Origin of the sequence: Candidatus Portiera aleyrodidarum (genome assembly GCF_000953295.1) — a bacterium.
GTDB lineage: Bacteria > Pseudomonadota > Gammaproteobacteria > Johnevansiales > Johnevansiaceae > Portiera > Portiera aleyrodidarum_A.
The window spans coordinates 17,211-40,539 of sequence record NZ_LN649255.1 but is presented as its reverse complement, the minus strand read 5'-3'; the positions used below and the strand labels follow the sequence as shown (position 1 = coordinate 40,539).

The 23,329-nt window shown below is 22.5% G+C and carries 20 protein-coding genes, 1 tRNA gene and 1 pseudogene; 8 read left to right on the top strand and 14 right to left on the bottom strand.

The window, feature by feature from the left end:
- Nucleotides 1-33: 33 nt before the first annotated feature.
- A pseudogene (locus tag PAD_RS00185) lies at nt 34-1,503 on the top strand (Rne/Rng family ribonuclease); the annotation flags it as partial.
- Between the two features lie 202 nt (nt 1,504-1,705).
- Here the strand turns inward: PAD_RS00185 and PAD_RS00180 are convergent.
- The 4 genes from PAD_RS00180 to rpmE are packed head-to-tail and all read right to left on the bottom strand — an operon-like array spanning nt 1,706 to nt 5,187.
- Nucleotides 1,706-3,361, bottom strand: a complete 1,656-nt coding sequence (locus PAD_RS00180; protein WP_219848727.1) for an MFS transporter — start codon at nt 3,359-3,361, stop codon at nt 1,706-1,708.
- Nucleotides 3,362-3,369: 8 nt separating this feature from the next.
- Entirely contained in the window at nt 3,370-4,464 is a 1,095-nt protein-coding gene (gene aroB, locus PAD_RS00175; protein ID WP_219848726.1) for a 3-dehydroquinate synthase, read from the bottom strand.
- Nucleotides 4,451-4,975, bottom strand: a complete 525-nt coding sequence (locus PAD_RS00170; RefSeq protein ID WP_219848725.1) for a shikimate kinase — start codon at nt 4,973-4,975, stop codon at nt 4,451-4,453. Before PAD_RS00170 ends, aroB begins: the two co-directional genes overlap by 14 nt.
- The gene (gene rpmE, locus PAD_RS00165) at nt 4,975-5,187 is read right to left on the bottom strand and encodes a 50S ribosomal protein L31 (protein ID WP_219848724.1); all 213 of its coding nucleotides are present in this window, start codon (nt 5,185-5,187) and stop codon (nt 4,975-4,977) included. Before rpmE ends, PAD_RS00170 begins: the two co-directional genes overlap by 1 nt.
- 98 nt (nt 5,188-5,285) lie before the next feature.
- Here rpmE and hslV point away from each other — a divergent pair, with 98 nt between their 5' ends.
- From hslV to PAD_RS00150, 3 genes are read left to right on the top strand one after another with little or no spacing between them, the layout of a single operon-like run.
- Nucleotides 5,286-5,807 (top strand): ATP-dependent protease subunit HslV, encoded by a 522-nt coding sequence (gene hslV / locus PAD_RS00160; RefSeq protein ID WP_219848423.1) that lies wholly within the window; start codon nt 5,286-5,288, stop codon nt 5,805-5,807.
- Nucleotides 5,808-5,839: 32 nt separating this feature from the next.
- Nucleotides 5,840-7,144 carry an ATP-dependent protease ATPase subunit HslU gene (hslU, locus tag PAD_RS00155; protein WP_219848723.1) on the top strand — a complete coding sequence of 435 codons (1,305 nt, stop codon included), beginning with the start codon at nt 5,840-5,842 and terminating at the stop codon, nt 7,142-7,144.
- Nucleotides 7,145-7,156: 12 nt separating this feature from the next.
- On the top strand, nt 7,157-7,495 hold the full coding sequence (locus tag PAD_RS00150; RefSeq protein ID WP_219848722.1) for a phosphoribosyl-ATP diphosphatase: 339 nt from the start codon (nt 7,157-7,159) through the stop codon (nt 7,493-7,495).
- 11 nt (nt 7,496-7,506) lie between these two features.
- On the opposite strand, the gene metE is transcribed toward PAD_RS00150, so the two are convergent.
- From metE to rpsB, 8 genes are read right to left on the bottom strand one after another with little or no spacing between them, the layout of a single operon-like run.
- Nucleotides 7,507-9,786 (bottom strand): 5-methyltetrahydropteroyltriglutamate--homocysteine S-methyltransferase, encoded by a 2,280-nt coding sequence (gene metE, locus PAD_RS00145; RefSeq protein ID WP_219848721.1) that lies wholly within the window; start codon nt 9,784-9,786, stop codon nt 7,507-7,509.
- A gap of 21 nt (nt 9,787-9,807) precedes the next feature.
- A complete protein-coding gene (locus PAD_RS00140; RefSeq protein ID WP_219848720.1) occupies nt 9,808-10,893 on the bottom strand; it encodes a 3-deoxy-7-phosphoheptulonate synthase in 1,086 nt (361 codons plus the stop codon).
- A gap of 23 nt (nt 10,894-10,916) precedes the next feature.
- Nucleotides 10,917-12,173: a transcription termination factor Rho gene (rho, locus tag PAD_RS00135; protein WP_219848719.1), complete on the bottom strand. Its 1,257-nt coding sequence runs from the start codon at nt 12,171-12,173 to the stop codon at nt 10,917-10,919.
- Between the two features lie 38 nt (nt 12,174-12,211).
- Nucleotides 12,212-13,465: a tRNA lysidine(34) synthetase TilS gene (gene tilS / locus PAD_RS00130; protein WP_219848718.1), complete on the bottom strand. Its 1,254-nt coding sequence runs from the start codon at nt 13,463-13,465 to the stop codon at nt 12,212-12,214.
- Between the two features lie 4 nt (nt 13,466-13,469).
- Nucleotides 13,470-16,268, bottom strand: coding sequence for a DNA polymerase III subunit alpha (gene dnaE / locus PAD_RS00125; protein WP_219848717.1), 2,799 nt, complete (start codon nt 16,266-16,268; stop codon nt 13,470-13,472).
- A gap of 31 nt (nt 16,269-16,299) precedes the next feature.
- Nucleotides 16,300-16,851, bottom strand: coding sequence for a ribosome recycling factor (gene frr / locus PAD_RS00120; RefSeq protein WP_219848716.1), 552 nt, complete (start codon nt 16,849-16,851; stop codon nt 16,300-16,302).
- Nucleotides 16,852-16,853: 2 nt separating this feature from the next.
- A complete protein-coding gene (gene tsf / locus PAD_RS00115; protein WP_219848715.1) occupies nt 16,854-17,642 on the bottom strand; it encodes a translation elongation factor Ts in 789 nt (262 codons plus the stop codon).
- Nucleotides 17,643-17,649: 7 nt separating this feature from the next.
- Nucleotides 17,650-18,336 (bottom strand): 30S ribosomal protein S2, encoded by a 687-nt coding sequence (rpsB, locus tag PAD_RS00110; protein WP_219848714.1) that lies wholly within the window; start codon nt 18,334-18,336, stop codon nt 17,650-17,652.
- Between the two features lie 88 nt (nt 18,337-18,424).
- Here rpsB and map point away from each other — a divergent pair, with 88 nt between their 5' ends.
- Genes map through dapE form a run of 3 tightly spaced genes read left to right on the top strand, consistent with a single transcriptional unit; the run spans nt 18,425 to nt 21,411 of the window.
- A complete protein-coding gene (gene map, locus PAD_RS00105) occupies nt 18,425-19,207 on the top strand; it encodes a type I methionyl aminopeptidase (protein ID WP_219848713.1) in 783 nt (260 codons plus the stop codon).
- A 9-nt stretch (nt 19,208-19,216) separates the two neighbouring features.
- The gene (locus PAD_RS00100) at nt 19,217-20,251 is read left to right on the top strand and encodes a DapH/DapD/GlmU-related protein (RefSeq protein WP_219848712.1); all 1,035 of its coding nucleotides are present in this window, start codon (nt 19,217-19,219) and stop codon (nt 20,249-20,251) included.
- A gap of 2 nt (nt 20,252-20,253) precedes the next feature.
- Nucleotides 20,254-21,411 (top strand): succinyl-diaminopimelate desuccinylase, encoded by a 1,158-nt coding sequence (dapE, locus tag PAD_RS00095; RefSeq protein WP_219848711.1) that lies wholly within the window; start codon nt 20,254-20,256, stop codon nt 21,409-21,411.
- Here the strand turns inward: dapE and PAD_RS00090 are convergent.
- Both PAD_RS00090 and tyrS read right to left on the bottom strand, forming a co-directional pair.
- Nucleotides 21,393-21,465, bottom strand: a tRNA-Ala gene (locus PAD_RS00090). The genes dapE and PAD_RS00090 overlap by 19 nt on opposite strands.
- Nucleotides 21,456-22,646, bottom strand: coding sequence for a tyrosine--tRNA ligase (gene tyrS / locus PAD_RS00085; RefSeq protein ID WP_219848710.1), 1,191 nt, complete (start codon nt 22,644-22,646; stop codon nt 21,456-21,458). Before tyrS ends, PAD_RS00090 begins: the two co-directional genes overlap by 10 nt.
- 66 nt (nt 22,647-22,712) lie before the next feature.
- On the opposite strand from tyrS, the gene PAD_RS00080 reads away from it, so the two are divergent.
- Nucleotides 22,713-23,294: a YggT family protein gene (locus tag PAD_RS00080; RefSeq protein ID WP_219848709.1), complete on the top strand. Its 582-nt coding sequence runs from the start codon at nt 22,713-22,715 to the stop codon at nt 23,292-23,294.
- The last annotated feature ends 35 nt before the right edge of the window (nt 23,295-23,329 follow it).

The window sequence follows — 23,329 nt, the reverse complement described above, 5'->3', positions numbered from 1 at the left end:
TAACAAAAAATAGGATAATAAGTAAACTTAGAAATGAAAAGAATTCTTATTAATGCTACCCAACCAGAAGAATTAAGAGTTGCACTGGTAGATGGTCAATTTTTATATGATTTAGATATTGAATTTTGTACTAAAGAACAAAAAAAATCTAATATATATCGTGCTAAAATTGTTAGAATTGAACCAAGTTTAGAAGCCGCTTTTGTTGATTTTGGAGCAGAAAGACATGGTTTTTTACCGCTAAAAGAAATTGCTAATGAATATTTATTAAATAATTGTAATTGTAATTATAATATTAGAAATTTACTTAAAGAAGGTCAGGAAATAATAGTACAAGTTGATAAAGAAGAACGTAGTAATAAAGGTGCTGCATTAACTACTTATATTAGTTTAGCAGGTAGGTTTTTAGTTTTAATGCCTAATAATCATAGGTCGGTTGGTATTTCTAGACGTATTACAGGTTATGACAGATTTAGATTAAAAGAAGCTATAAATAAATTATTTATACCTAATAACATGGGTATAATAGTGCGAACTGCGGGAATAGCTCGCTCAAGTAAAGATTTACAATGTGATTTAAATTATTTAATTCAAATTTGGGAAGCCATTACAGAAGAAGCAAATAAACGATATGCTCCATTTTTAATATATAGAGAATCTAATGTTATTATTCGTGGAATGCGTGATTATTTAAGACAAGATATAGGTGAGGTAATAATAGATAGTGAAGATATTTATAATGATGCACTTAATTTTATTAAACAGGTTATGCCTAATTATCAAAAAAAAATTAAACTTTATAAAGATGAAATACCACTTTTTACTAGATTTAAAATTGAATCTCAAATTGCAACTGCTTATCAAAGAGAAGTTAAATTACCATCCGGTGGTTCAATTTTTATTGATACTACAGAAGCTTTGGTATCAATTGATATTAATTCAGCACGAGCAACTAGAGGATATGATATAGAAGAAACAGCTTTGCAAACAAATTTAGAAGCAGCTGATGAAATCGGTAGACAATTGAGATTCCGTGATATTGGTGGTTTATTAGTAATTGATTTTATTGATATGTCTTTAACTAAAAATCAAAGAGAAGTCGAAAATCGACTTCGTGAATCTCTTAAACTTGATCGTGCTCGTCTTCAATTAGGTCGTATTTCAAGATTTGGTTTATTGGAAATGTCTCGACAACGAATAAGGCCATCTTTACGTGAAACTAGTGGTATAGTATGCCCAAGATGTAATGGCCAAGGCACAATCCGGGATGTAAGTTCTTTATCTCTTTCTATTTTACGTTTAATAGAAGAAGAATCTATGAAAAATAAGAGTTATAAAATTAGAGCTGTTTTACCAGTCGAAGTCGCTACTTATTTATTAAATGAAAAAAGAAATCTTATAGTTAATCTAGAATTAAGACAAGATGTAAAAATTATAATTATACCAGAACCTGAGATGGATACTCCTCATTTTGCAGTCGAAAGATTACGTGAAGATCAACTTTATGGAGAAAAATATAGTAAGAATTTAGAAAAAAATAATTATATAGAAAATAAATTTATTATACGTACAGAAAAAGCAGCAGTTGTAAATAAACTTCCATCTGTAAATTCATCTAATAATTTTTTTTCACGTATCTGGAATAAAATTTTATTATTTTTATTACCTAAAACAAAGAATAATATATAAAATTTTATATATTATTTTATTTCTTTGGTTTTATTTGTTGTATTCCTTGATATGTTCTAGGTGGTTTTATCCCCCTATGCATTTTATTAACTTTATCTATAATTATTTTATCTGCAATTGTTATTCTACTTAACATTCTTAAATATTGTAACCAATTTCGTATTAAAAATATTTCTTGCCACACTTCTTTATCTTCAACATTCTGATATAATGACCAAGATTTTGCACCATTACGTAATCTAACATTTCTTAATTTTATTATAAGATTAATAAATTCATTTTTTTTATTTACAGGAATACAATATTCAATAGATAAGATTATTGATTCTTTATATTTATAAAATTCTAATTTCTTTTTATTATATTTAGGTTCTATATGTCTTATACTCTTATTTTTCTCATCTACTTTTGGTAATCTTAAATTTAATAAAGCAATAGTAGATATTAATAATAAGAAACCTGCTATTACTAATCCAATTTTAACATTTATAATCCCAGCTAGATGTCCCCAACAAAATGATCCAATTGCTAAACCAGCATATAATGTAGTTTGATAAAGTGCTAAAGCTCTAGCTTTTACCCAATCTGGTACTAACATTTGAACAGAGGAATTATAACTTGCTAATACTGTTATCCAACAACTGCCACCTACCATTAGAGCCCCAAACATTAACAATTTTATATTTAAAATTCCAATTAATAACATTACTATACTTAATAATATAGAAGCAAAACTAATCATTTTATTAGTATCTACTATTTTACAGTATTTCTTTACTATTGCACTCCCAATAATCGCTCCTGTCCCTAATGCTCCTAACATATATCCATATATTGAAGCTGTTTTAGTCTTATGTGCTACTAAATGAGTATTATTATGAGCTAATACAGGAAGTAAAGCCCATAATGCACTAGCTGAAAGACCAAAAACAAAAGATCTTAACATAACAAATCTCATAACTTTAGAATATTTAGCAAATTTTAATGCTGAAATTACACCTTCATAGATATGTTCAGGTGGTAAAATTCGTTTAGGGTAAATTTGTTTCCATTTCCAGACAGCCCAAATTAATCCTAAATAACATAAACAATTGAGTAAAAAAACCCATGCAGTACCAAATGTCTTTATAAGCAAACCACCTATTACTGGCCCTACTGCTCTTGCAAAATTATAATTAACACTATTTAAAATTACAGCATTTGTAACTTGATTTTTAGAAACTTGTTCATTTATTGCTGCTTGCCATGCTGGGACTGCTAGAGAAGCCCCAATTGACATTCCTAATATAGATAATATTAATTTTGTAGAAGTTAAATAACCAAGAAAAGCGAAAGAAGTTATTAAAGCACCACCAGTAAATTCTAAAACCATTCCCATTAACATAATTTTACGGCGATCGTAATTATCTGCCCAAACTCCAGAAATAATAGATAACAATACTAAAGGTAAAGCTGTAACTACTTGTATCATTGCTAACGTTCTCGAGCTAGCATGATATTCAGTTAATATCCAAACCGACGCGACTGATTGAGCCCATGTACCTAAATTTGCTATTAAATCTGCAAACCATATTATTCTAAAAGGTTTAAAAGTTAATGGGGTAAATAAACTATTTTTTTTATTTGATAATTTATTTTTGGCTTTAGAAGCTTGGGGTGTTGAGATAAGCATAATGGACGCTACCTACTAATATATTTTTTTTTAGGTAAAAAATCTATTATCTTACATAAAACTTTTTCATTTATACTATTTTTTATATAAGCATTACCTATATTATTTAATAATATTAATCTTATCTTTTCATATAAATTTTTTTTATCTAATTTTATTAATTTAATAAAATTTTTTGATTTCATATCTAGAGGAATATATATAGGAAGATTAGATTTTAATAATAAATTAGATATTCTATATAAATTTTTTTCTTTAATTTTACCTAAATATATTGATATTTTTGTTGCTATCATTATTCCAACCGCAATGGCTTCGCCATGCAACCACTTACCATATCCTTTATATTGTTCTATCGAATGCCCAAATGTGTGTCCTAAATTAAGTAAAGTTCTTATATTTTTTTCTTTTTCATCTTTTATAAAAAAATTAGATTTAATAATACAACTTTTTAAAATAGAAAATTTTAATTTTTTTTTATCTAGTTTTAATAATTTTTTTATATTTTTTTCTATCCATTTAAAAAAATTATAATCACATATTAAACTATATTTGATAATTTCAGATAGACCAGCAGATATTTCTCTATTATTTAATGTATTAATTATATCTGTGTCTATAATTACTGCTTTTGGTTGATAAAAAGATCCAATCATATTTTTAACTTTTTCGTGATTCACACCAGTTTTACCACCAATAGAAGAATCTACTTGAGATAATAAGGTTGTAGGAATGTGAATAATAGAAATACCTCTTTGATAACAAGAGGCAGTAAAACCAGAAATATCTCCTATTACACCCCCACCCAATGAAATTAATGTACTCTTACGATTAAACCCATATTTTATAAGTAAATCCCATATATTATTAACTGATGAAATATTTTTGTATTTTTCGCCATCAGGTAAAATAATTACTTTTACAGTATATAAAAGTAATTTTTTTTTTAATAGGTTTAAATATAATGATGATAAAATTTTATTAGTTACAATCATTATTTGTTTACCAAATATATAAGGGAAATATATACCTTTTTTTAATAAACCTGGACCGATAAATATTGGATAACTACTATTTAAAATATTTATTTTAATTATTTTCAATAAATTTTATCCTTTTTTTTATTTCTTTAATAATTAATTCAATTTTTTTTTCAGTGTTTATAATTATATCAGCAATATAATGATAAATAGGTTCACGAATTTTAAATATTTTATTTAATTTTTTTTTATAATTATAACATTTTAATAACGGACGATTATTAAATATCTTATCTAGACGTTTTATTTGATAACTTACTGAAGTATATAAATATATAAGAATATTATTATTTTTTAATAACTTTCTATTTTTAAATTTAATTATGCTTCCACCCCCTGTGGAAATTATTACTCCATTTTTTTTATAAAAATCTTTTATTATTTTATTTTCTCTTTTACGAAAACTTTTTTCTCCTTCTAATAAAAAAATTTCATAAATTTTACAACCACAAATTTTTTCAATTTCATTATCAATATCATAAAAATTACAATTAAATATCTTAGATAAATTTTTCCCAATTGTACTTTTCCCTGATAACATTGGACCTATAAGAATAATATTCTTATATAACATTAAATAATATATTTTTTACCAAATTGTTTATTAAATCTTTCAATTCTATTACCTATATTTATTTTTTTTTGTTTGCCAGTGTAATAAGGATGACAATTTGAACAAATTTCAATAATCAAATTTGTTTTTAATGTTGATTTTATATTAAAAATTTTTCCACAAACACATTTTATCATAACATTCTTATATTTAGGATGAAGATTTTTTTTCATAATTTTTTTTAATTAAAATAATTATATTAATATATTATATATATATTATAATAATAGTAAAATATTTTTATAAAAAATAAATTAATAGAGTTATATAAATGACTACAATAGTATCAGTAAGAAGAAATAATAAAGTTGCAATAGCTGGAGATGGGCAAGTTACACTTGGTAATACAGTAATTAAAAGTAATGCTTCTAAAGTCCGTAAAGTATATAAAGGTCAAGTATTATCTGGTTTTGCTGGAGGGACAGCTGATGCTTTTACATTATTTGAATTATTTGAAGCACAACTTGAAAAATATCAAGGTAATTTAATTAAAGCTTCAGTTGAATTAGCAAAAGAATGGAGAAATGATAGAGTTTTACGTAGATTAGAAGCTATGTTAGCAGTAGCTGATAAAAATATATCTTTAATTATTACTGGAATTGGAGATATTTTAGAACCTGAAAATGGCATAATTACTATTGGATCAGGTGGAAATTACGCTAATGCTGTGGCTAGGGCTCTGTTAGAAAATACTACTATCTCAGCTTTTGATATAGTAAAAAAAAGTATTAAGATAGCAGCTGAAATATGTGTTTTTACAAATAAAAATATTACTATAGAATTATTGGAATAAATAAATTAAATAAAAATGGTTGGTATAATTATATGACTCCAAAAAAAATAGTAGAAGAATTAAATAAATATATTATTGGACAAGAAAAAGCAAAAAAAGCTGTAGCTATTGCATTAAGAAATAGATGGAGAAGAATGCAATTAGATTATAATTTACGTGCTGAAATAACGCCAAAAAATATTTTAATGATTGGGCCAACAGGTGTAGGAAAAACAGAGATTGCAAGAAGATTAGCCAAATTAGCTAATGCACCTTTTATTAAAGTTGAAGCTACAAAATTTACTGAAGTTGGTTATGTTGGTCGTGATGTGGAATCTATAATACGTGATTTAATAGAAATTGCTATAAAATTAGTAAGAGAAAAAGCTAATAAACAAATAATAAATAAAGCAAAATATGCAGTAGAAGAAAGAATAATAGATGCAATCTTAGCATCAAATAAAAATAAAGAAAATGATAATATTGAAAATCGTAAAATTATTATAAATAAATTACGTAATGGGGAATTAGAAAATAAAGAAATAGATATTAAGATAACTCAAAAAGTATCAGGGATTGATATTATGACTCCACCTGGTATGGAAGAAATGGCTAATCAGTTACAAAGTATATTTTCTAATATAAATAAACAAAATCGTGAAAACCGAAAAATTACTATTGTAGAAGCAAGAAAATTATTAATGGAAGAAGAATCAGCAAAATTAATAAGTGATGAGACCATAAAAAAAAGTGCAATTGAAGCAGTAGAACAAAATGGTATAGTCTTTATAGACGAAATTGATAAAATTGTTAGGAGAAGTGGAGATAAGAGTGGAACTGAAGTATCTCGAGAAGGCGTTCAAAGAGATTTATTACCATTAATCGAAGGCTCATCAGTATCAACAAGATATGGGATGATAAAAACAGATCATATACTTTTTATAGCTTCTGGTGCATTTCATTTATCAAAACCATCTGATTTAATTCCTGAATTACAAGGTAGATTACCAATTCATGTTGAATTATCAGCTTTGACCCCAAAAGATTTTGAAAGAATACTTACAGAACCATCTTCTGCTTTGACACGACAATATCAAGCATTACTTAGCACTGAAGGGATTGAAATAGAATTTACTAAAGAAGGGATTAAACGTATTGCTGAACTAGCTTATGAATTTAATGAATGTACAGAAAATATAGGTGCCCGTAGATTACATACTGTTATGGAAATGTTATTAGAAGTACCTATGTATAAAGGTAATGAAATAGAAAAAAAAATAATAGTAAATAAAGAATATGTAAATAAGAATATGGCTTCTTTAGCACCTAAAGAAGATTTAACAAAATATATACTTTGATAAAAAAATTATATGGATAAAATTTTAAATAAATTATTTTTAATCTTAACAGCCCGAAAAAAGTCAGATCCTAAAAAATCTTATGTATCTTCATTATATAATAAAGGTATAAAAAAAATTTTAAAGAAAATTAAAGAAGAAACCAATGAATTAATTATAGTTACTAAAAAATTTAAAGAAAAAAATTATAAAGATAATTTTTTACGTTATGAAATAATAAAAGAAACAGCTGATTTATGGTTTCATACTTTAATTTGTATTTCTTATTTAGATATCTTACACACAGAAATTTTAGAAGAATTATCTTCCCGTATAGGGATTTCTGGTATTGAAGAAAAAAATAATAGATAAGCTGCAATAGATTAATTAAAAATTTTTCTTAATTCATAAGCTGCTTTTACCATATTATTTAATGAATAATCTACTTCTTTCCATTTTCGAGTTTTTAAACCACAATCAGGATTTACCCATATTCTATCGATAGGAATACTTTTTGCTGCTTTTTTTATTAAAAAAATCATATCTTCAATACTTGGTACATTTCTAGTATGTATATCATATATTCCTGGGCCAATGTCATTTGGATATTCAAAAAATTTAAAAGCATTTAATAAGGTCATATTTGATCTAGCTGTTTCTATAGTTATTACATCTGCATCCATTTCAGAGATAAAAGCGATAATATCATTAAATTGTGAATAACACATATGGGTATGAATTTGTGTTTCATCTTTTACTACAGAGGATGAAATTTTAAAACATGAAATAGCCCAATTTAAATAATATTTATAATATTTTTTATTTAAAGGTAAACCTTCACGCAAAGCTGGTTCATCTATCTGAATAGCTTTAATACCTAATTTTTCTAAATCTTTAACTTCATCACGTAAAGCTAACGCTATTTGTTTACATGTTATTTCTTTAGGTTGATCATCTCTTACAAAAGACCATTGTAATATTGTAACTGGACCTGTTAACATACCTTTAACAGGTTTTAAACTTATTGATTGTGCATATTTAATCCATCTTACAGTAATTTGATTTTTACGTTCTACATCTCCAAAAATTATTGGAGGTTTAACACAACGTGAGCCATAACTTTGGACCCACCCATTATTAGTAAATAGAAATCCTTTTAGGTTTTCACCAAAATACTCTACCATATCATTTCTTTCTGGTTCACCATGTACCAACATATCGATCCCATAACTTTTTTGTTTAGCTATAATAAACAAGATTTGATACCGCATTATTTGTTCATAAGTTTCAATACTTATTTTACCTATTTTAAATTTTTTTCTAGCAAGTCTTATTATCTTTGTTTGAGGAAATGAACCTATTGTAGTAGTTGGTAATAAAGGTAAGTTAAGTTTTTTATTTTGTAAAAATTTCCGTTGTAAATATGACTTATTACGAATTAAATAATTCTTTTTTATTTTTTTTATACGTTCTTTTACAGATTTAGAATTTACCATATAACACTTTTTTCTTGATTCTATTGCTTTTGTATAATCTTTAATATATTTTTCATTTTTTAAATCATTATTTATACATTTAGATAAAATAACTATTTCATCTATTTTTTGTTTTGCAAAAGATAACCAATTTAAAATTTTTTTATTTATATTCTTTTCTTTATTAAGATCTATTGGTATATGTAATAAAGAACAACTTGATGAAATCCATATTCTATTTTTAAGAACAATATTAATTTTTTTTAATTTTTTTAAAATCTTTTTTAAATTTGCTTTCCAAATATTTCTACCATCTATAATTCCAATAGATAAAATCTTATCATTAGGAAATTTTTCTACAATTAAATTTAATTCTTGAGGTGCTCTAACAACATCAATATGTATATTTTTTATAGGTAATGATAAAACCATATCTAAATTCTTACCTAGTCCTCCAAAATAAGAAGCTATCATTATTTTTAATTTTTTTATTTTTTTTGATAAATTTTTATAAGCTCTTTCAAAAGAATCTTTCCATATTTTTGGTATTTCTAATACTAATATTGGTTCGTCTAATTGTACCCATTCAACGTTTTGTTTTTCTAATTTTTTTAATATTTTAGAATACACATTAATTAAAGATGGCAAAAAATTAAGTTTATTAATAGATGATTTTGCTAGCCACAAATAAGTTAGAGGACCAATTAATACTACTTTGGGTTTCAAACCTAAATTTTGACATTCTTTAACTTCATTAAAAAGATTATTATTGGATAAATAAAAATCTTTATTTATTTCTAATTCAGGTACAATATAATGATAGTTTGTATCAAAAAATTTTGTCATTTCACATGCATAAATAGGATTTCCTTTTCTTGTACATCCTCTAGCCATATGAAAATATGTATTTATATCAACCAAACTCTTTTCAAGATGATTAAATCGTTTAGGAATTGAGCCTATCATTGCAGTAAGATTTAAAACATGATCATAATAAGAAAAATCTCCTACAGTTACATAAGATAATCCTGCTTTATATTGTGTAATCCAATTTTTAACTCTAATTTTTTTTCCAATTTTTTCTAATGTTTTTAAATCAATCTCGTTTTTCCAATATGATTCTAATGCTATTTTTAATTCTCTATTTGTGCCTATACGTGGATATCCTAAAATATGTGTTTTTATCATTTTTAAAAAATAAATAACCTTTTATAATTTTTTTATATTTTGGCGCATTTTTATTGCAGTCTTTCGAAGTAGTTTTTCTGTTTCTACCCAACTTAAACAGCCATCAGTTATTGATACTCCATATTTAAGATTTTTGCTTATTTTTTGTGTCCCACTATTTATATTACTTTCTAACATAACTCCAATTAAAGATTTATTACCATCTATTCTCTGTTCTAATATATTTTCTAATACATCTTGTTGATTTTCAGGTTTTTTTCCACTATTAGAATGACTACAATCTACCATAATTTTATCTTTAATACCTTGCCGTTTCATTGCTTGGCAATATAAAATCACATTATTTTTATAATAATTAGGTCCATTAATTCCCCCTCTAAGTATTAAATGTGTATTTATATTACCTTTTGTTTTTATAGTAGAAATTCTTCCTTTTTGATCAATCCCAATATGAAAATGTTTATTCTCTGCTGTTTTTATTGCATCAATAGCTTGAGATATATTTCCATCTGTTCCATTTTTAAAACCAATAGGAAAAGATAAACCACTAACAACTTCTCTATGAATTTGAGATTCTGTAGTTCTAGCTCCAATCGCCCCCCAACTAATCAGATCTTCAAAAAATCCAACGGTAATAGGATTTAATATTTCATTAGAAATAGGTAATCCTAAATTTATTATATCATACATAATTTTTCTAGAAATATAAATTCCATAATTAATATCATTACTACCATCTAAAGATGGATCATATAATAATCCTTTCCACCCAATATTTGTTCTAGGTTTTTCTACATAGGTTCGCATTACAATAAATAATTGATCTTCTAATTCCTTAGATAAAACTTTTAATTTATTAGCATATTCCAATGCTGATTTTGTCTCATGTATTGAACACGGACCTACTATCACTAAGAATCTTTTATCTTTACCATTTATTATTTCTTTTATTGCTTTTCTTTGTAATTTTATAATCTTCATAATTACAGTATTTATAGAAAGAGCTTTACGTATTTCTAATATACTGGGTAGTTTTTTATAACACTTAATCTTATCAAATTCGTTTAAGTTTTTGTAATAACTTGAATAATATGAACTAAAGGTCATAACTAACTTCCTTAATAAATGTCTTAACGTTTCATTGATTCAAAAAATTCTATATTATTTTTAGTATTTTTTAATCTATCTATTAATAATTCAGTTGCTGCTACATCTTCCATTGTATGCAATAATTTCCGTAAAATCCACATTCTTTGTATTTCTTCTTCACTACATAATAAATCTTCTCTACGCGTTCCAGACCTTCTAATATTTATTGCAGGAAAAACTCTTTTTTCTGCTAATTTCCGATCTAAATGTGCTTCCATATTACCTGTACCTTTAAATTCTTCAAAAATTATATCATCCATTTTTGACCCAGTATCTATTAAAGCAGATGCTAAAATAGTTAAACTACCACCTTCTTCTATATTACGTGCAACACCAAAAAATCGTTTAGGTTTTTCAAGAGCATTTGAATCTACTCCACCAGTTAAGACTTTACCAGAAGATGGCACTACTGTATTATAAGCTCTTGCTAAACGTGTAAGAGAATCTAACATAATAACTACATCTTTTTTATGTTCAACTAATCTTTTAGCTTTTTCTATAACCATTTCAGCTAACTGAACATGTCTAGTAGGTGGCTCATCAAAAGTAGATGCTATAACTTCTCCTCTTACAGTTCTAGACATTTCTGTTACTTCTTCAGGACGTTCATCAATTAGTAAAACAATTAAATAGCATTCAGGGCTATTTCTTACTATTGCATTAGCTATATTTTGCATCATCATGGTCTTCCCAGCTTTTGGAGGAGAAACAATTAAGCCCCGTTGACCTTTGCCGATTGGAGCAACTAAATCTAAGATTCTAGAAGTTAAATCTTCAGTAGAACCATTACCAATTTCCATAAGTAATCTATAATTTGGAAATAATGGAGTTAAATTTTCAAATAAAATTTTTTTTTTAACTGTTTCTATTCTATCAAAATTAATTTTATTTACTTTTAATAAAGCAAAATATCTTTCACCATCTTTGGGAGGACGTATTTTCCCAGATATACTATCACCTTTACGTAGATTAAACCGTCTAATTTGTGAAGGAGAAACATATATATCGTCTGGACCTGATTGATAAGAACTATCAGAACTTCTTAAAAAACCAAAACCTTCTTGTAATATTTCTAAAACTCCTTCTCCATAAATATCTTCTCCTCCTTCTGCATGTTTTTTAAGAATAGCAAATATAATATCTTGTTTTCTATAACGTATTAGATTTTCTATATTCATAGATATAGCTAATTCTAATAATTCATGTACATTTTTTTTTTTAAGTTCAGTTAAATTCATTTTATATTTTTATAAAAAAAATAATTAATATTATCATATTAAAAAGGATATTTTATTTTAATTTTAGCAATCCACTTGTCAGTAACTAAAGAAAAATTCTTATTTAACGCAGCAACTATTTTATCTTTATAATAAACAATAATAAATTTATTACGTTCCCAAGGTGGAATTGATAATTTTTGTAATAAATTTTTTATCCTTTTTATTTTACCATAATGTTTTATTTTTTCTCCTCCTTTTAAATTAAAAATTTTAATATTTAATTTATCAAATTTCTTAATACAATATAAATTCCAACTATAAAATATATTTTCAGGTTTATATTTATAATATGAATAATATATAAAATATAAAAATCCTTTCCAAAATCTAACTTCAATTTTATTAAATTTTATTAATATTGAAGAATAATATTTTGCATTTAATATTTGATTTATTAATTCATTTATTTTTTTTTTTGATGGATTTATATAACCTAGATTTTTTAAACAAAAAATTATTAAATATCTTATTTTACAATAAGAAAGTTTTATTAATTTTTTTATATATATTTTTTTTGAATTACAACCAATAAAATTAAATATTTCTTTTGAAAATTCATTTAATAATTTTTTAGATTCTTTAACCTTTTCAATACATTTCGTTAATGTAATATTAAAATATGGCCATCTCTTTTTAAATTCAGGTATTATATTATGTCTTAAATAATTCCGCTCAAACTTGATATTAAAATTTGTTTTGTCTTCAAACCAATTAATTTTATATTTTTTTATATACTTTTTAATATTTATACGTGATATATTTAAAAATGGTCTAATTAGAAAACCATCACCCAATTTGCGTTTATATGGAATACTTGATAATCCATTAATTCCAGATCCTTTTATTGTTTTTAACATAAAATTTTCTATTTGATCATCATTATTATGTGCTATAAAAATAACATCATATTTATTTAAATAATAAGTAAACCAAAAATATCTAAAAGTACGTGCTGATAATTCTATATTCTTAATATATTTTTTTTGTCTTTTTATTATTAATGGGATATTAAACAACTCACAAGATTTAATACAAAATTTTTCACATTTTTCAGAATATTTATTCATGTAATGATTTATATGAAGAGCATATATTTTAGGAATTAAATTATTTTTTTTTAATTTATTTACTGATTTATATGTAATATCTAATAAACATATACTATCTATTCCACCAGATAAAGCAATCCATATTTTTTTTATATTTAAAGTTTTTATTATTGTATATAAATAATATTGTGAAAAATTCATCTTTTTAAGAATTTATAAATGATATATATATTCCTAAAGTATTTTTTTCTCCTTGTAATTTTTCTAAAATTTTAAAAGGTTTGGTATATTCATATTTTTTATATTCTATATTATTAAATAAATCATTCATACCCATTCTTATATTATTTTTTTTTTGATAAGCAATTTTTATAGCTGTCTTAATAGTATCGAAAAGAATTTCTCTAGATGGCCCTATTTTATCTAAACTCCCAGAAAGTATTAAAGCAGATAAATTACGTTTATTTAAATATTTTATATTTATACGTTTACAAAAATCAAATAAATCATAAAAAATACCATTTTTTTTTCTCTTAATAAGAATTTCTTTAATAAATTCTTTACCTATACCTTTAATAGCACCTAACCCATAAATAATATTATTTTTCTTATCAACACTAAATTTATAATTACTAATATTTATATTAGGCGGTAAAATATTTAATTTCATTCTTTTACATTCTAAGATAATTGGTATTAATTTCTCAATCTTATACATTTCACTAGATAATACTGATGCCATATATTGACTAGGATAATTACTTTTTAACCAAATTGTTTTGTAAGAAATTAATCCATAAGCAGTTGAATGTGATTTATTAAATCCATACCCTGCAAATTTCTTTATAATTTCAAAAATTTTTATTGCAATATATTTTTTTATATTATTCTTAATACAATTCTTTATAAAATTTATACGATGTTTTTTTATATTTTTATTTTTTTCTATGGCACGACGAAATAAATCTGATTTTCCAAGACTAAACCCAGTTAATAAATTAGTAATTTTCATTACTTGTTCTTGATATAAAATTATTCCATAAGTTGATTTTAATATAGGTTCTATTATCTTATAATAAGAAAACTTTATTTTTTTTCCAATTTTTCTTTTTATAAATTCATCTACCATCCCTGAATTTAAAGGGCCTGGTCTAAATAACGCTATTAATGAAATTATATCATTAATATTATTTGGTTTAATTTTTTTTATTAATACTTTCATACCTTGTGATTCTAATTGAAAAATAGAAGTCGTTTCAGCTTTTTTTAATAATTTAAAAGAGTTTAAATCATTTAATGGAATATTATTTATATTAATTTTTTTATTAATTGATTTATTAATTAAAATTAAAGTATAATTTATAACAGTTAAGGTCCTCAATCCTAAAAAATCAAATTTAATAAAACCTAAATATTTAATATCATTTTTATCAAATTGTATTATATTTTTTCCTTTATCATCACTCAATAGTGGAGAATAATTTCCTAAAAACTTTGGTGCAATTATTATACCACCTGCGTGTTTACCTATTCCTTTAATTATACCTTCTAACGCTAAAGACATTTCCCATATTTCATTAGCTTCTTCATTATTTTTAATTAAATTTCTTAATTCTAATGAGTTTTCAAAAGCTTTATTTAATGTTATACTTGAATCAAAAGGTATTAATTTTGATAATTTCTCACCTAGCCAATAAGGTTTACCTTTAACTCTAGTTACATCTCTTATTACTGATTTTGCGGTCATTGTACTAAATGTAACAATATGTGCAACTAATTTTTTACCATATAATTTAGTTACATATTTTATTACTTTATCACGTTTTATCATACAAAAATCCACATCAAAATCTGGCAGATTAATTCTTTCAGAATTAAGAAATCTTTCAAATAAAAGATCATATTTTATAGGGTCAATATCTGTTATTTCTAAAGAATAAGCAACTAAAGATCCTGCTCCAGAACCTCTACCTGGACCTACTGGGATTTTTGTTTTTTTAGCCCATTTAATAAAATCCATTACTATTAAAAAATATTCAATAAACCCCATTTTTTTTATAAGATTAATTTCTTTATATAATCTATTTTTATATTTTATAATTTTTTTATTTTTTAATATATTATTTTTTATTAACCGATTATTTAATCCTTTATTTGATAGATATATAAAATATTTTTTTATATTTATATTTTTAGATAACTTAAATTTTGGAAAACAAACATTTTTTTTATTTAAATTTAAGTTTACATTACACCGCATGGCAATCATTATACTATTTTCAATAGCTTCTGGAATATCTTTAAATAAATGAATCATTTCATTAGGTGTTTTTAAATATTGTTCTTTACTATAAAAATTTTTTTTTATTAATTTCCCTTCACTTATAGCAACTCTTGTTTGATGGATATAATAATCTTCTTTTTTTATAAACATCACATCATTTGTTGCAACTACAGGAATATTTTTTTTTATAGCTAAATCTATTGATTTATATAATAATTCTTCTTCATTTTTTAAACCTATTCTTTGTAATTCTAAATAAAAACAATTATGAAAAAATTTTTTCCATTGATCTATAATTAAATTAGCTTTTTTTTTATTATTTGAAAGTAAAAAATAACCTATTTCACCTTTACTAGCACCAGAAAGTACAATTAATCCTTCGGAGTATTTAAATATATATTTTTTTATTAATATATCTTTACAAGATAATGTAATTAATTTTATTAAATTCTTATATCCAAGATTGTTCATAGCTAATAAAGTTATTTTATAAATTTTATTTTTAGAATTTATATGTAAATCACAACCTATAATTTGTTTAATCCCATTTTTTATAGATTTCTTATAAACTTTAATTAAACTAAATATATTGTTTTCATCAGTTATACAAACTGCAGGTATATTCATTTTTTTTATATTATAAATTAAAGAATTAATTTTAATAATACTATTTCTTAAAGAATATTCACTATGTATTCGCAAATGAATAAAATTTGTCATTAATTCTTTTTCTTTTTTTTTTAAAAATATATTAAATTTTTATTAATTCTTTTTCTTTTTTTTTTAATATATTTTTAATAAAATTTATATATTTATCAGTTAACTTTTGTAAAGTTTTTTCTAAATTTTTAGCTTCATTTATATTATATATTTTATTTTTTAATTTTTTTTTTATATTATTTTTTATATCACGACGTATATTACGGATATATATTTTACTTTTTTCTGCATATAATCTTGCTTTCTTAATATATTTTTTACGTGTTTCTTCTGTTAAGTTAGGAAATATTAATTTAATATTATTGTTTTTTATAATTGGATTTATTTCTAATTTTATAAAAATAGTATTTTTTATTTCATTAATAATTTTATAATCCCAAGGATTAATTATTAAAGTATGTGAATTTTCAATATAAATATTAGATATTTTTTTTAATTTTGTTTTTTTTCCATTATAATTAATAGTTATCTTATATAAGATTTCTGGATTTATTTTATGTGTACGAATTTGATTAAAATTTAAAGTTAATAAACTAATGCTTTTTTCCATTAAATTTGAAGTTTTTTTTATAAAATTCTCCATTTTTATTTACCTATTTCAAATCTAAAGAATTTTATTATTTTACTAATTTTTAATAAATAATTTGAAATTTTCATATTAGGAATTTTTATAAAATTTTGATTAACTAAACTATTATTTTTTAAATAATTTTTTAATTTATTTTTTATTATTTTATTAATTAAATTTAAAGGTTTATTTTTTATATTGGATATAAGAAATAATATTTCTTTTTTTATTTCTTCATTTGTAAACTCTTTAATATAAATTACATTAGGATTGGTAGCGACAATTTGCATTGCAATATCCTTTGCAATTTTAACATTACAATCTTTTATAATTACTAAAGCACCTAGCCGATTTTTATGATTGTAATAACCTATTGTTTTATTAGTATCTTTATTTAGATTAATTAAAACTAATTTACGTACGATAATATTTTCTTTTAATTTTTTTATTAAAATTTTTCTATCTAATTCTAATTTCCCATTAATTAATTTTTTTATATTTTCTTGATTAGTATATAAAGCTTTATTTGTAACTTTATTTACAAAACGTATAAAATTAATATCATTTGATACAAAATCTGTTTCACAATTAATTTCTAACATTAAAATTTTATAATTTTTTGAAACTTTTATATTTATTCTTCCTTCTTTTGGAAGATTTTCTTTATATTTTAACTTATGTATAGTAAGTAAATAATTTATAGCTAAATTTATATTACCTTTATACTTCTGGAGGGCTTTTTTACATGTCATGATACCTAAGCCAGTACTAGTTCTTAATTTTTTTATTAAATTTATATAAGTCATAAAAAATTTACCTATATTTTTCTTTATTTTTTTTACAATAAGTTGCTATAATTTTTGTATATATTTTTATAGCATTAATAGAATCATCATTTCCAGGGATTATATAATCTATACCATCTGGATTAGAATTTGTATCAACAATACCAATTACTAATATACCAAGTTTGTTAGCTTCATTTATAGCAATTCTTTCTTTATTTACATCAATTACAAACAATGCTTCAGGCAAACCAATCATATTTTTAATTCCACCTAAATCTTTTTCTAATTTTTGTAATTTTCTATTTGTTAATAAAATTTCTTTTTTTGTTAATTTCTTTAAGATTCCATTATCTCGCATTAATTCTAATTCACGTAATTTTTTTATTGATTGCCTAATAGTTTTATAATTAGTTAACATCCCACCTAACCACCTATTATTAACATAAGGTTGATTAACCTTTTTTGCTTCTTCACAAATAATTAAATTAGCAGCTTTTTTTGTACCAACAAAAATTATTTTTTTATTATTCATCATAATTTTTTTTATAATTTCATTAACTTTTTTAAGAGCAAATAAGGTATATTCTAAATTTAGAATGTGAATTTTATTATTAACTCCATATATATATTTTTTCATTTTTGGATTCCAAAATTTGGTTTGATGACCAAAATGTGCACCAGCTTTTAATAAATCATGCATATTAATTATCATAAAAATATTATTCCTTATATATTAATATTAATAAATATATTATATTATTTATTAAATAAATTTTATAACATTATAAAAATAAATAAATATGAATATTAAAATTTATTCATCAAAAGATATAAAACAATTACTAATTGTAGGAAAATTAGCAGCAAAAATCTTAGAAATGATTTCTGAATATATTAAACCTGGTATAAATACTGAAGAATTAAATAATATTTGTCATAAATATATTGAAACTAAAAATAAATGTATTTCAGCTACTATCGGTTATAAAGGCTATCAACATGCTACTTGTATATCTCTTAATAATATAGTCTGTCATGGAATTCCTAATTATAAAAAAAAATTAAAAAAAAATGATATTTTAAATATAGATGTTACAATAAAAAAAGATGGATATTATGCAGATACTAGTGCTATGTATTTAGTTGGAAATAAGAGAAATAAAGGTTATAAATTATGTAAAGTTACACAAGAATGTCTTTACAAAGCAATATCGATTATGCGAGATGGTGTAAGACTTTCTGAAATAGGTAATATGATTCAAGATCATGCAAAAAAGAATGGATTTAGTGTTGTAAAATATTTTTGTGGACATGGAATTGGTACAGATTTTCATTTAGAACCTCAAGTTCTTAATTTTAATGGTTACAATTATAAAAATGATATTTTTTTAAAAGAAGGAATGTGTTTAACAGTTGAACCAATGATAAATATAGGTAAACATTCAATTAAAATATTAAATGACGGTTGGACAACTCTGACAAAAGATAAAAGTATTTCTGCTCAATGGGAGCATACATTAATTATAAAAAAAAAAGGTGTTATTATTACAACAATTAGAAAAAATGAAAAATTTATAGGATAAATATTTATTATGATATTTAGTTTTGGTTTAGGAATAGCAACGAAAAATTATAAAAATGAGATATTAGAAGTTTATTATCCTTTTACAATAATATATCCATATCCATTTTTTATAAAAAATTTATTAAATAAATTAAAATTTAATATAAAAATTATATCAAACAGTTTTAATTTATATTTATCTAATAAAGATTTATTAATTTTATATTTAGAATTAATTAATATTGGAGAATTAAATAAAGCAAAAAAAATAAAAAACTTTATAAAAACTAAAAAAAAATTAATTTATACTTTTATTTTATATGATAAAAAACCTTTAAATATTCCTGATATTTATTTAAAATTACATTTAATGTCTTATAGATTATGTAAACCAAATACAATTAATTTATTTGGTATGTTTAATATTATGAAAACGATAGCTTGGTCTAATATCGGACCAATAGATATTGAAGATTTAAAAAAAAAACAAATTAAATATAACTTAAAAAATATTACTATATTTAGTATTGATAAATTTCCTAAACTCACAGATTATATTATTCCAATGACTGTAAGAATAGCAGATACATCTAGAATACGGCTTGGTGCTTATTTAGGTAAAGGAACAACCGTAATGCATGAGGGATTTTGTAATTTTAATGCAGGTACTAAAGGGCCAGGTATGATTGAAGGCCGTATTTCATCAGGTGTTTTTATAAATAAAAATTCAGATTTAGGAGGGGGTTCTTCTACTTTAGGAACATTATCAGGTGGGGGAAAAATTTTAATATCTATCGGAAAAAATTGTTTAATAGGAGCAAATGCTGGATGTGGGATACCGTTAGGGAATAATTGTATTATTGAAGCTGGGTTATATATAACATCAACTTCAAAAATATCTGTTTTAAATTTAAATAATAATTTAATAAAAATAGTAAAAGCTAAAAAATTATCTTATAAAAATAAGTTATTATTTATGAGAAATTCTATAACAGGAAAAATAGAATGTCGTATAAATAAAAAAAAAGTTAAACTTAATAAAAATTTACATAAAAAAAATTAAAAATGTCTTATCTTTTAAATTTAATATTTAATTTGCTTTCAAAAAAATCCTTATCACCTAAGGATTATGGTTGTCAATTATTAATTAGTAATATATTAAAAAAATTTGGTTTTAATATAGAATTTTTTAATAAAAAAGGAGTGACTAATTTGTTAGCTACCACAGGATTTGGAAATAAAACTTTATTATTGGTTGGACATTCTGATGTTGTTCCGTCTGGCCCTATTATTGACTGGAAAAATAATCCGTTTATACCTTCTTTAAATAAAGAAGGATATATTATATCACGTGGTATTGCAGATATGAAAGGAAGTTTGGGTGCTATGATAATTGCAACATGTCAGTTTTTAAAATTATATCCTATATTTAATGGTAAATTAGCTTTTTTAATAACCAGTGATGAAGAAGGCTATGGAAAATATGGTACTAAATATGTGATTAATAAATTAATAGAAAGAAAAGAAAGAATAAAATATTGTCTAATAGGTGAACCGACAAGTAGTTTTAAAACATGTGATACAATAAAAATTGGTAGACGGGGTTCATTAAATGCTACAATTAGAGTATATGGGGTACAAGGACATATAGCTTATATAAAAAATTTATTAAATCCAATACATTTATTAATAAAAATAGCTCATTATTTATTAAAGATAAAATGGGATAAAGGTAATAAATATTTTTATAAAACTAATTTTCAAATATCAAATTTTAATGCAGGATTGGGTGTAAATAATATAATACCTAAATATGCAAAGTTATTATGTAATTTTAGATTTTCAAATGAAATTACAGTAAATGAAATAAAAAAAAAAGTAAAGAAAGTTTTTTTATTATTTAATTTAAAAAATAATAAAGATTATAATATAAAATGGTATATTTCAGGAGAACCATATATAACAAAAAAAGGAAATTTATTAAATGCTGTAAATTTTGGAATAAATTATATTTGTAAATTTAAACCAAAAATAAAGACAAGTGGAGGGATTTCAGATGGTAGATTTATTTATAATATTTGTCATCAAATTATAGAATTAGGATTAAAAAATAAAACTATACATAAAATAAATGAATCTATTTTATTTTCAGATATAGTTCTTTTAACTAAAGTTTATCAAATAATAATCGAATATTTATTTATTGGAGCCAAGGAGATTTGAACTCCTAATCTCCTACGTGCAAAGCAGGCATTCTACCATTTAAACTATGGCCCCAATAAATTTATTATAGCAAATTTTTTATTTCCTGCTTGTATTAAATAAATTTTATTGAAAATTAATTTATAATTTTTTTTTATAAAAATATTATTAATTTTAATTTTTTTGTTTTTTAATAAATCTTTTGCTTGTGAATTATTTTTTACTAATCCTGATTTATTTAATATATATATTATTGGGACTTTTATAAATTTTTTTATAATAAGTTTAATTTTAGGAATATTTATTGGAAATAAATTATTAAGAAATTTATTTCCTATTAAAGTTGATGCTTTTTTTGCTATATTTTTATTATAAAAATACGTTATTAATTCAGTAGCTAATTTAAATTTAAGTTTTCGTGGATTTAGATTTTGAATTTTTATAAAATTATTTATAGGTTTAGTTGATAATAATTTAAAATATTTATATATTAAATTATCATTTATAGAAATAATTTTTCTATACAGAGCTCCAGGCTTATCATTAATATTAATATAATTATTAAGAGTTTTTGACATTTTTTTTTTTCCATCAGATCCCTCAAGTATTGGCATAGTAATTAGATTTTGAGGTTCTTGATTAAAAACTTTTTGTAATTCTCTTCCTATTAAAAGATTAAATAATTGATCAATACCTCCTACTTCTATATCTGCTTTAAGAACTACGGAATCATAAGCTTGTATTAAAGGGTATATAAATTCATGTATAGAAATACTAGAACCAGTTTTATATCTTTTATTAAAATCTTTTCTTTCTAACATTTTAGAGATTGTAACTTTAGATAAAATCTTAATTATTTTTAAGATAGAAATTTTTTTTAACCATTCTGAATTAAATAAAATTTTTATTTTTTTAGGATTAAATATTTTTAATATTTGTTTTTTACATTTTATTGCATTTATTTTTATTTGTTCTTTTGTTAAACTTTTTCTAGTTAGATTTTTACCGGTTGGATCTCCTATTATCCCAGTAAAATCTCCAATAATAAATAAGATTTTATGACCTAAATCTTGTAATTGTTTTAATTTTTTTATTAAAACAAAATGACCTAAATGCAAATTAGGAGTAGTAGGATCTAGACCTATTTTTATATTTAAGATTTTTCCAGATTTGATTTTTTTTATTAAAATTTTTTCAATTAAAATTTTTTTTGTATTTAATTTAATTTTTTTTAAAATATTTTTTATATTCTTCATATTAATTATTTTTTATTTATATAAAATTATATAATATAATTATATTATTATTGGAGTATAAAATATATGGAAAATATTGGTTTATCTTTAATTAATACATTATTTAATTTATATACTTTTCTGTTAATGTTACGTTTTGCGTTACATATTTCTTGTGCAGATAAAAATAATCCTATCACACAAAATATAATAAAAATTACATCTTTTATTGTTAGTCCAATAAAAAAAATTATTAAATCTATTGGTTGGTTTGATTTAGCAACTTTTATATCAGCTATATTTATTAAAATATTTTCTATATCTATAATTTATTTATTATATATTAATAATATACCACCAATAATAAATTTATTTATTGGATCTGTAGCTAGTGTATTAAATATATTAATTAGATTATATTTTTTTGCATTAATAATTTTGACTATTATTAGTTGGATATTAAATAAATCTGAGCACCCAGGTTCATTATTAATAACACAAATAACAGAACCTATAATGTTAAGATTAAGAAAAATTATTCCTACTATTGGAATAATAGATATTTCTCCAATTGCTGCTTTTATAATTATAAATTTAATAGATAATATAATTATATGTCCTTTAATAAATTTTGCTTCATTACCATCATCTATTTTAATAGGTTATTAAAAAATTTTTAGTAAAAAAAAAGGAAAATAATAAAA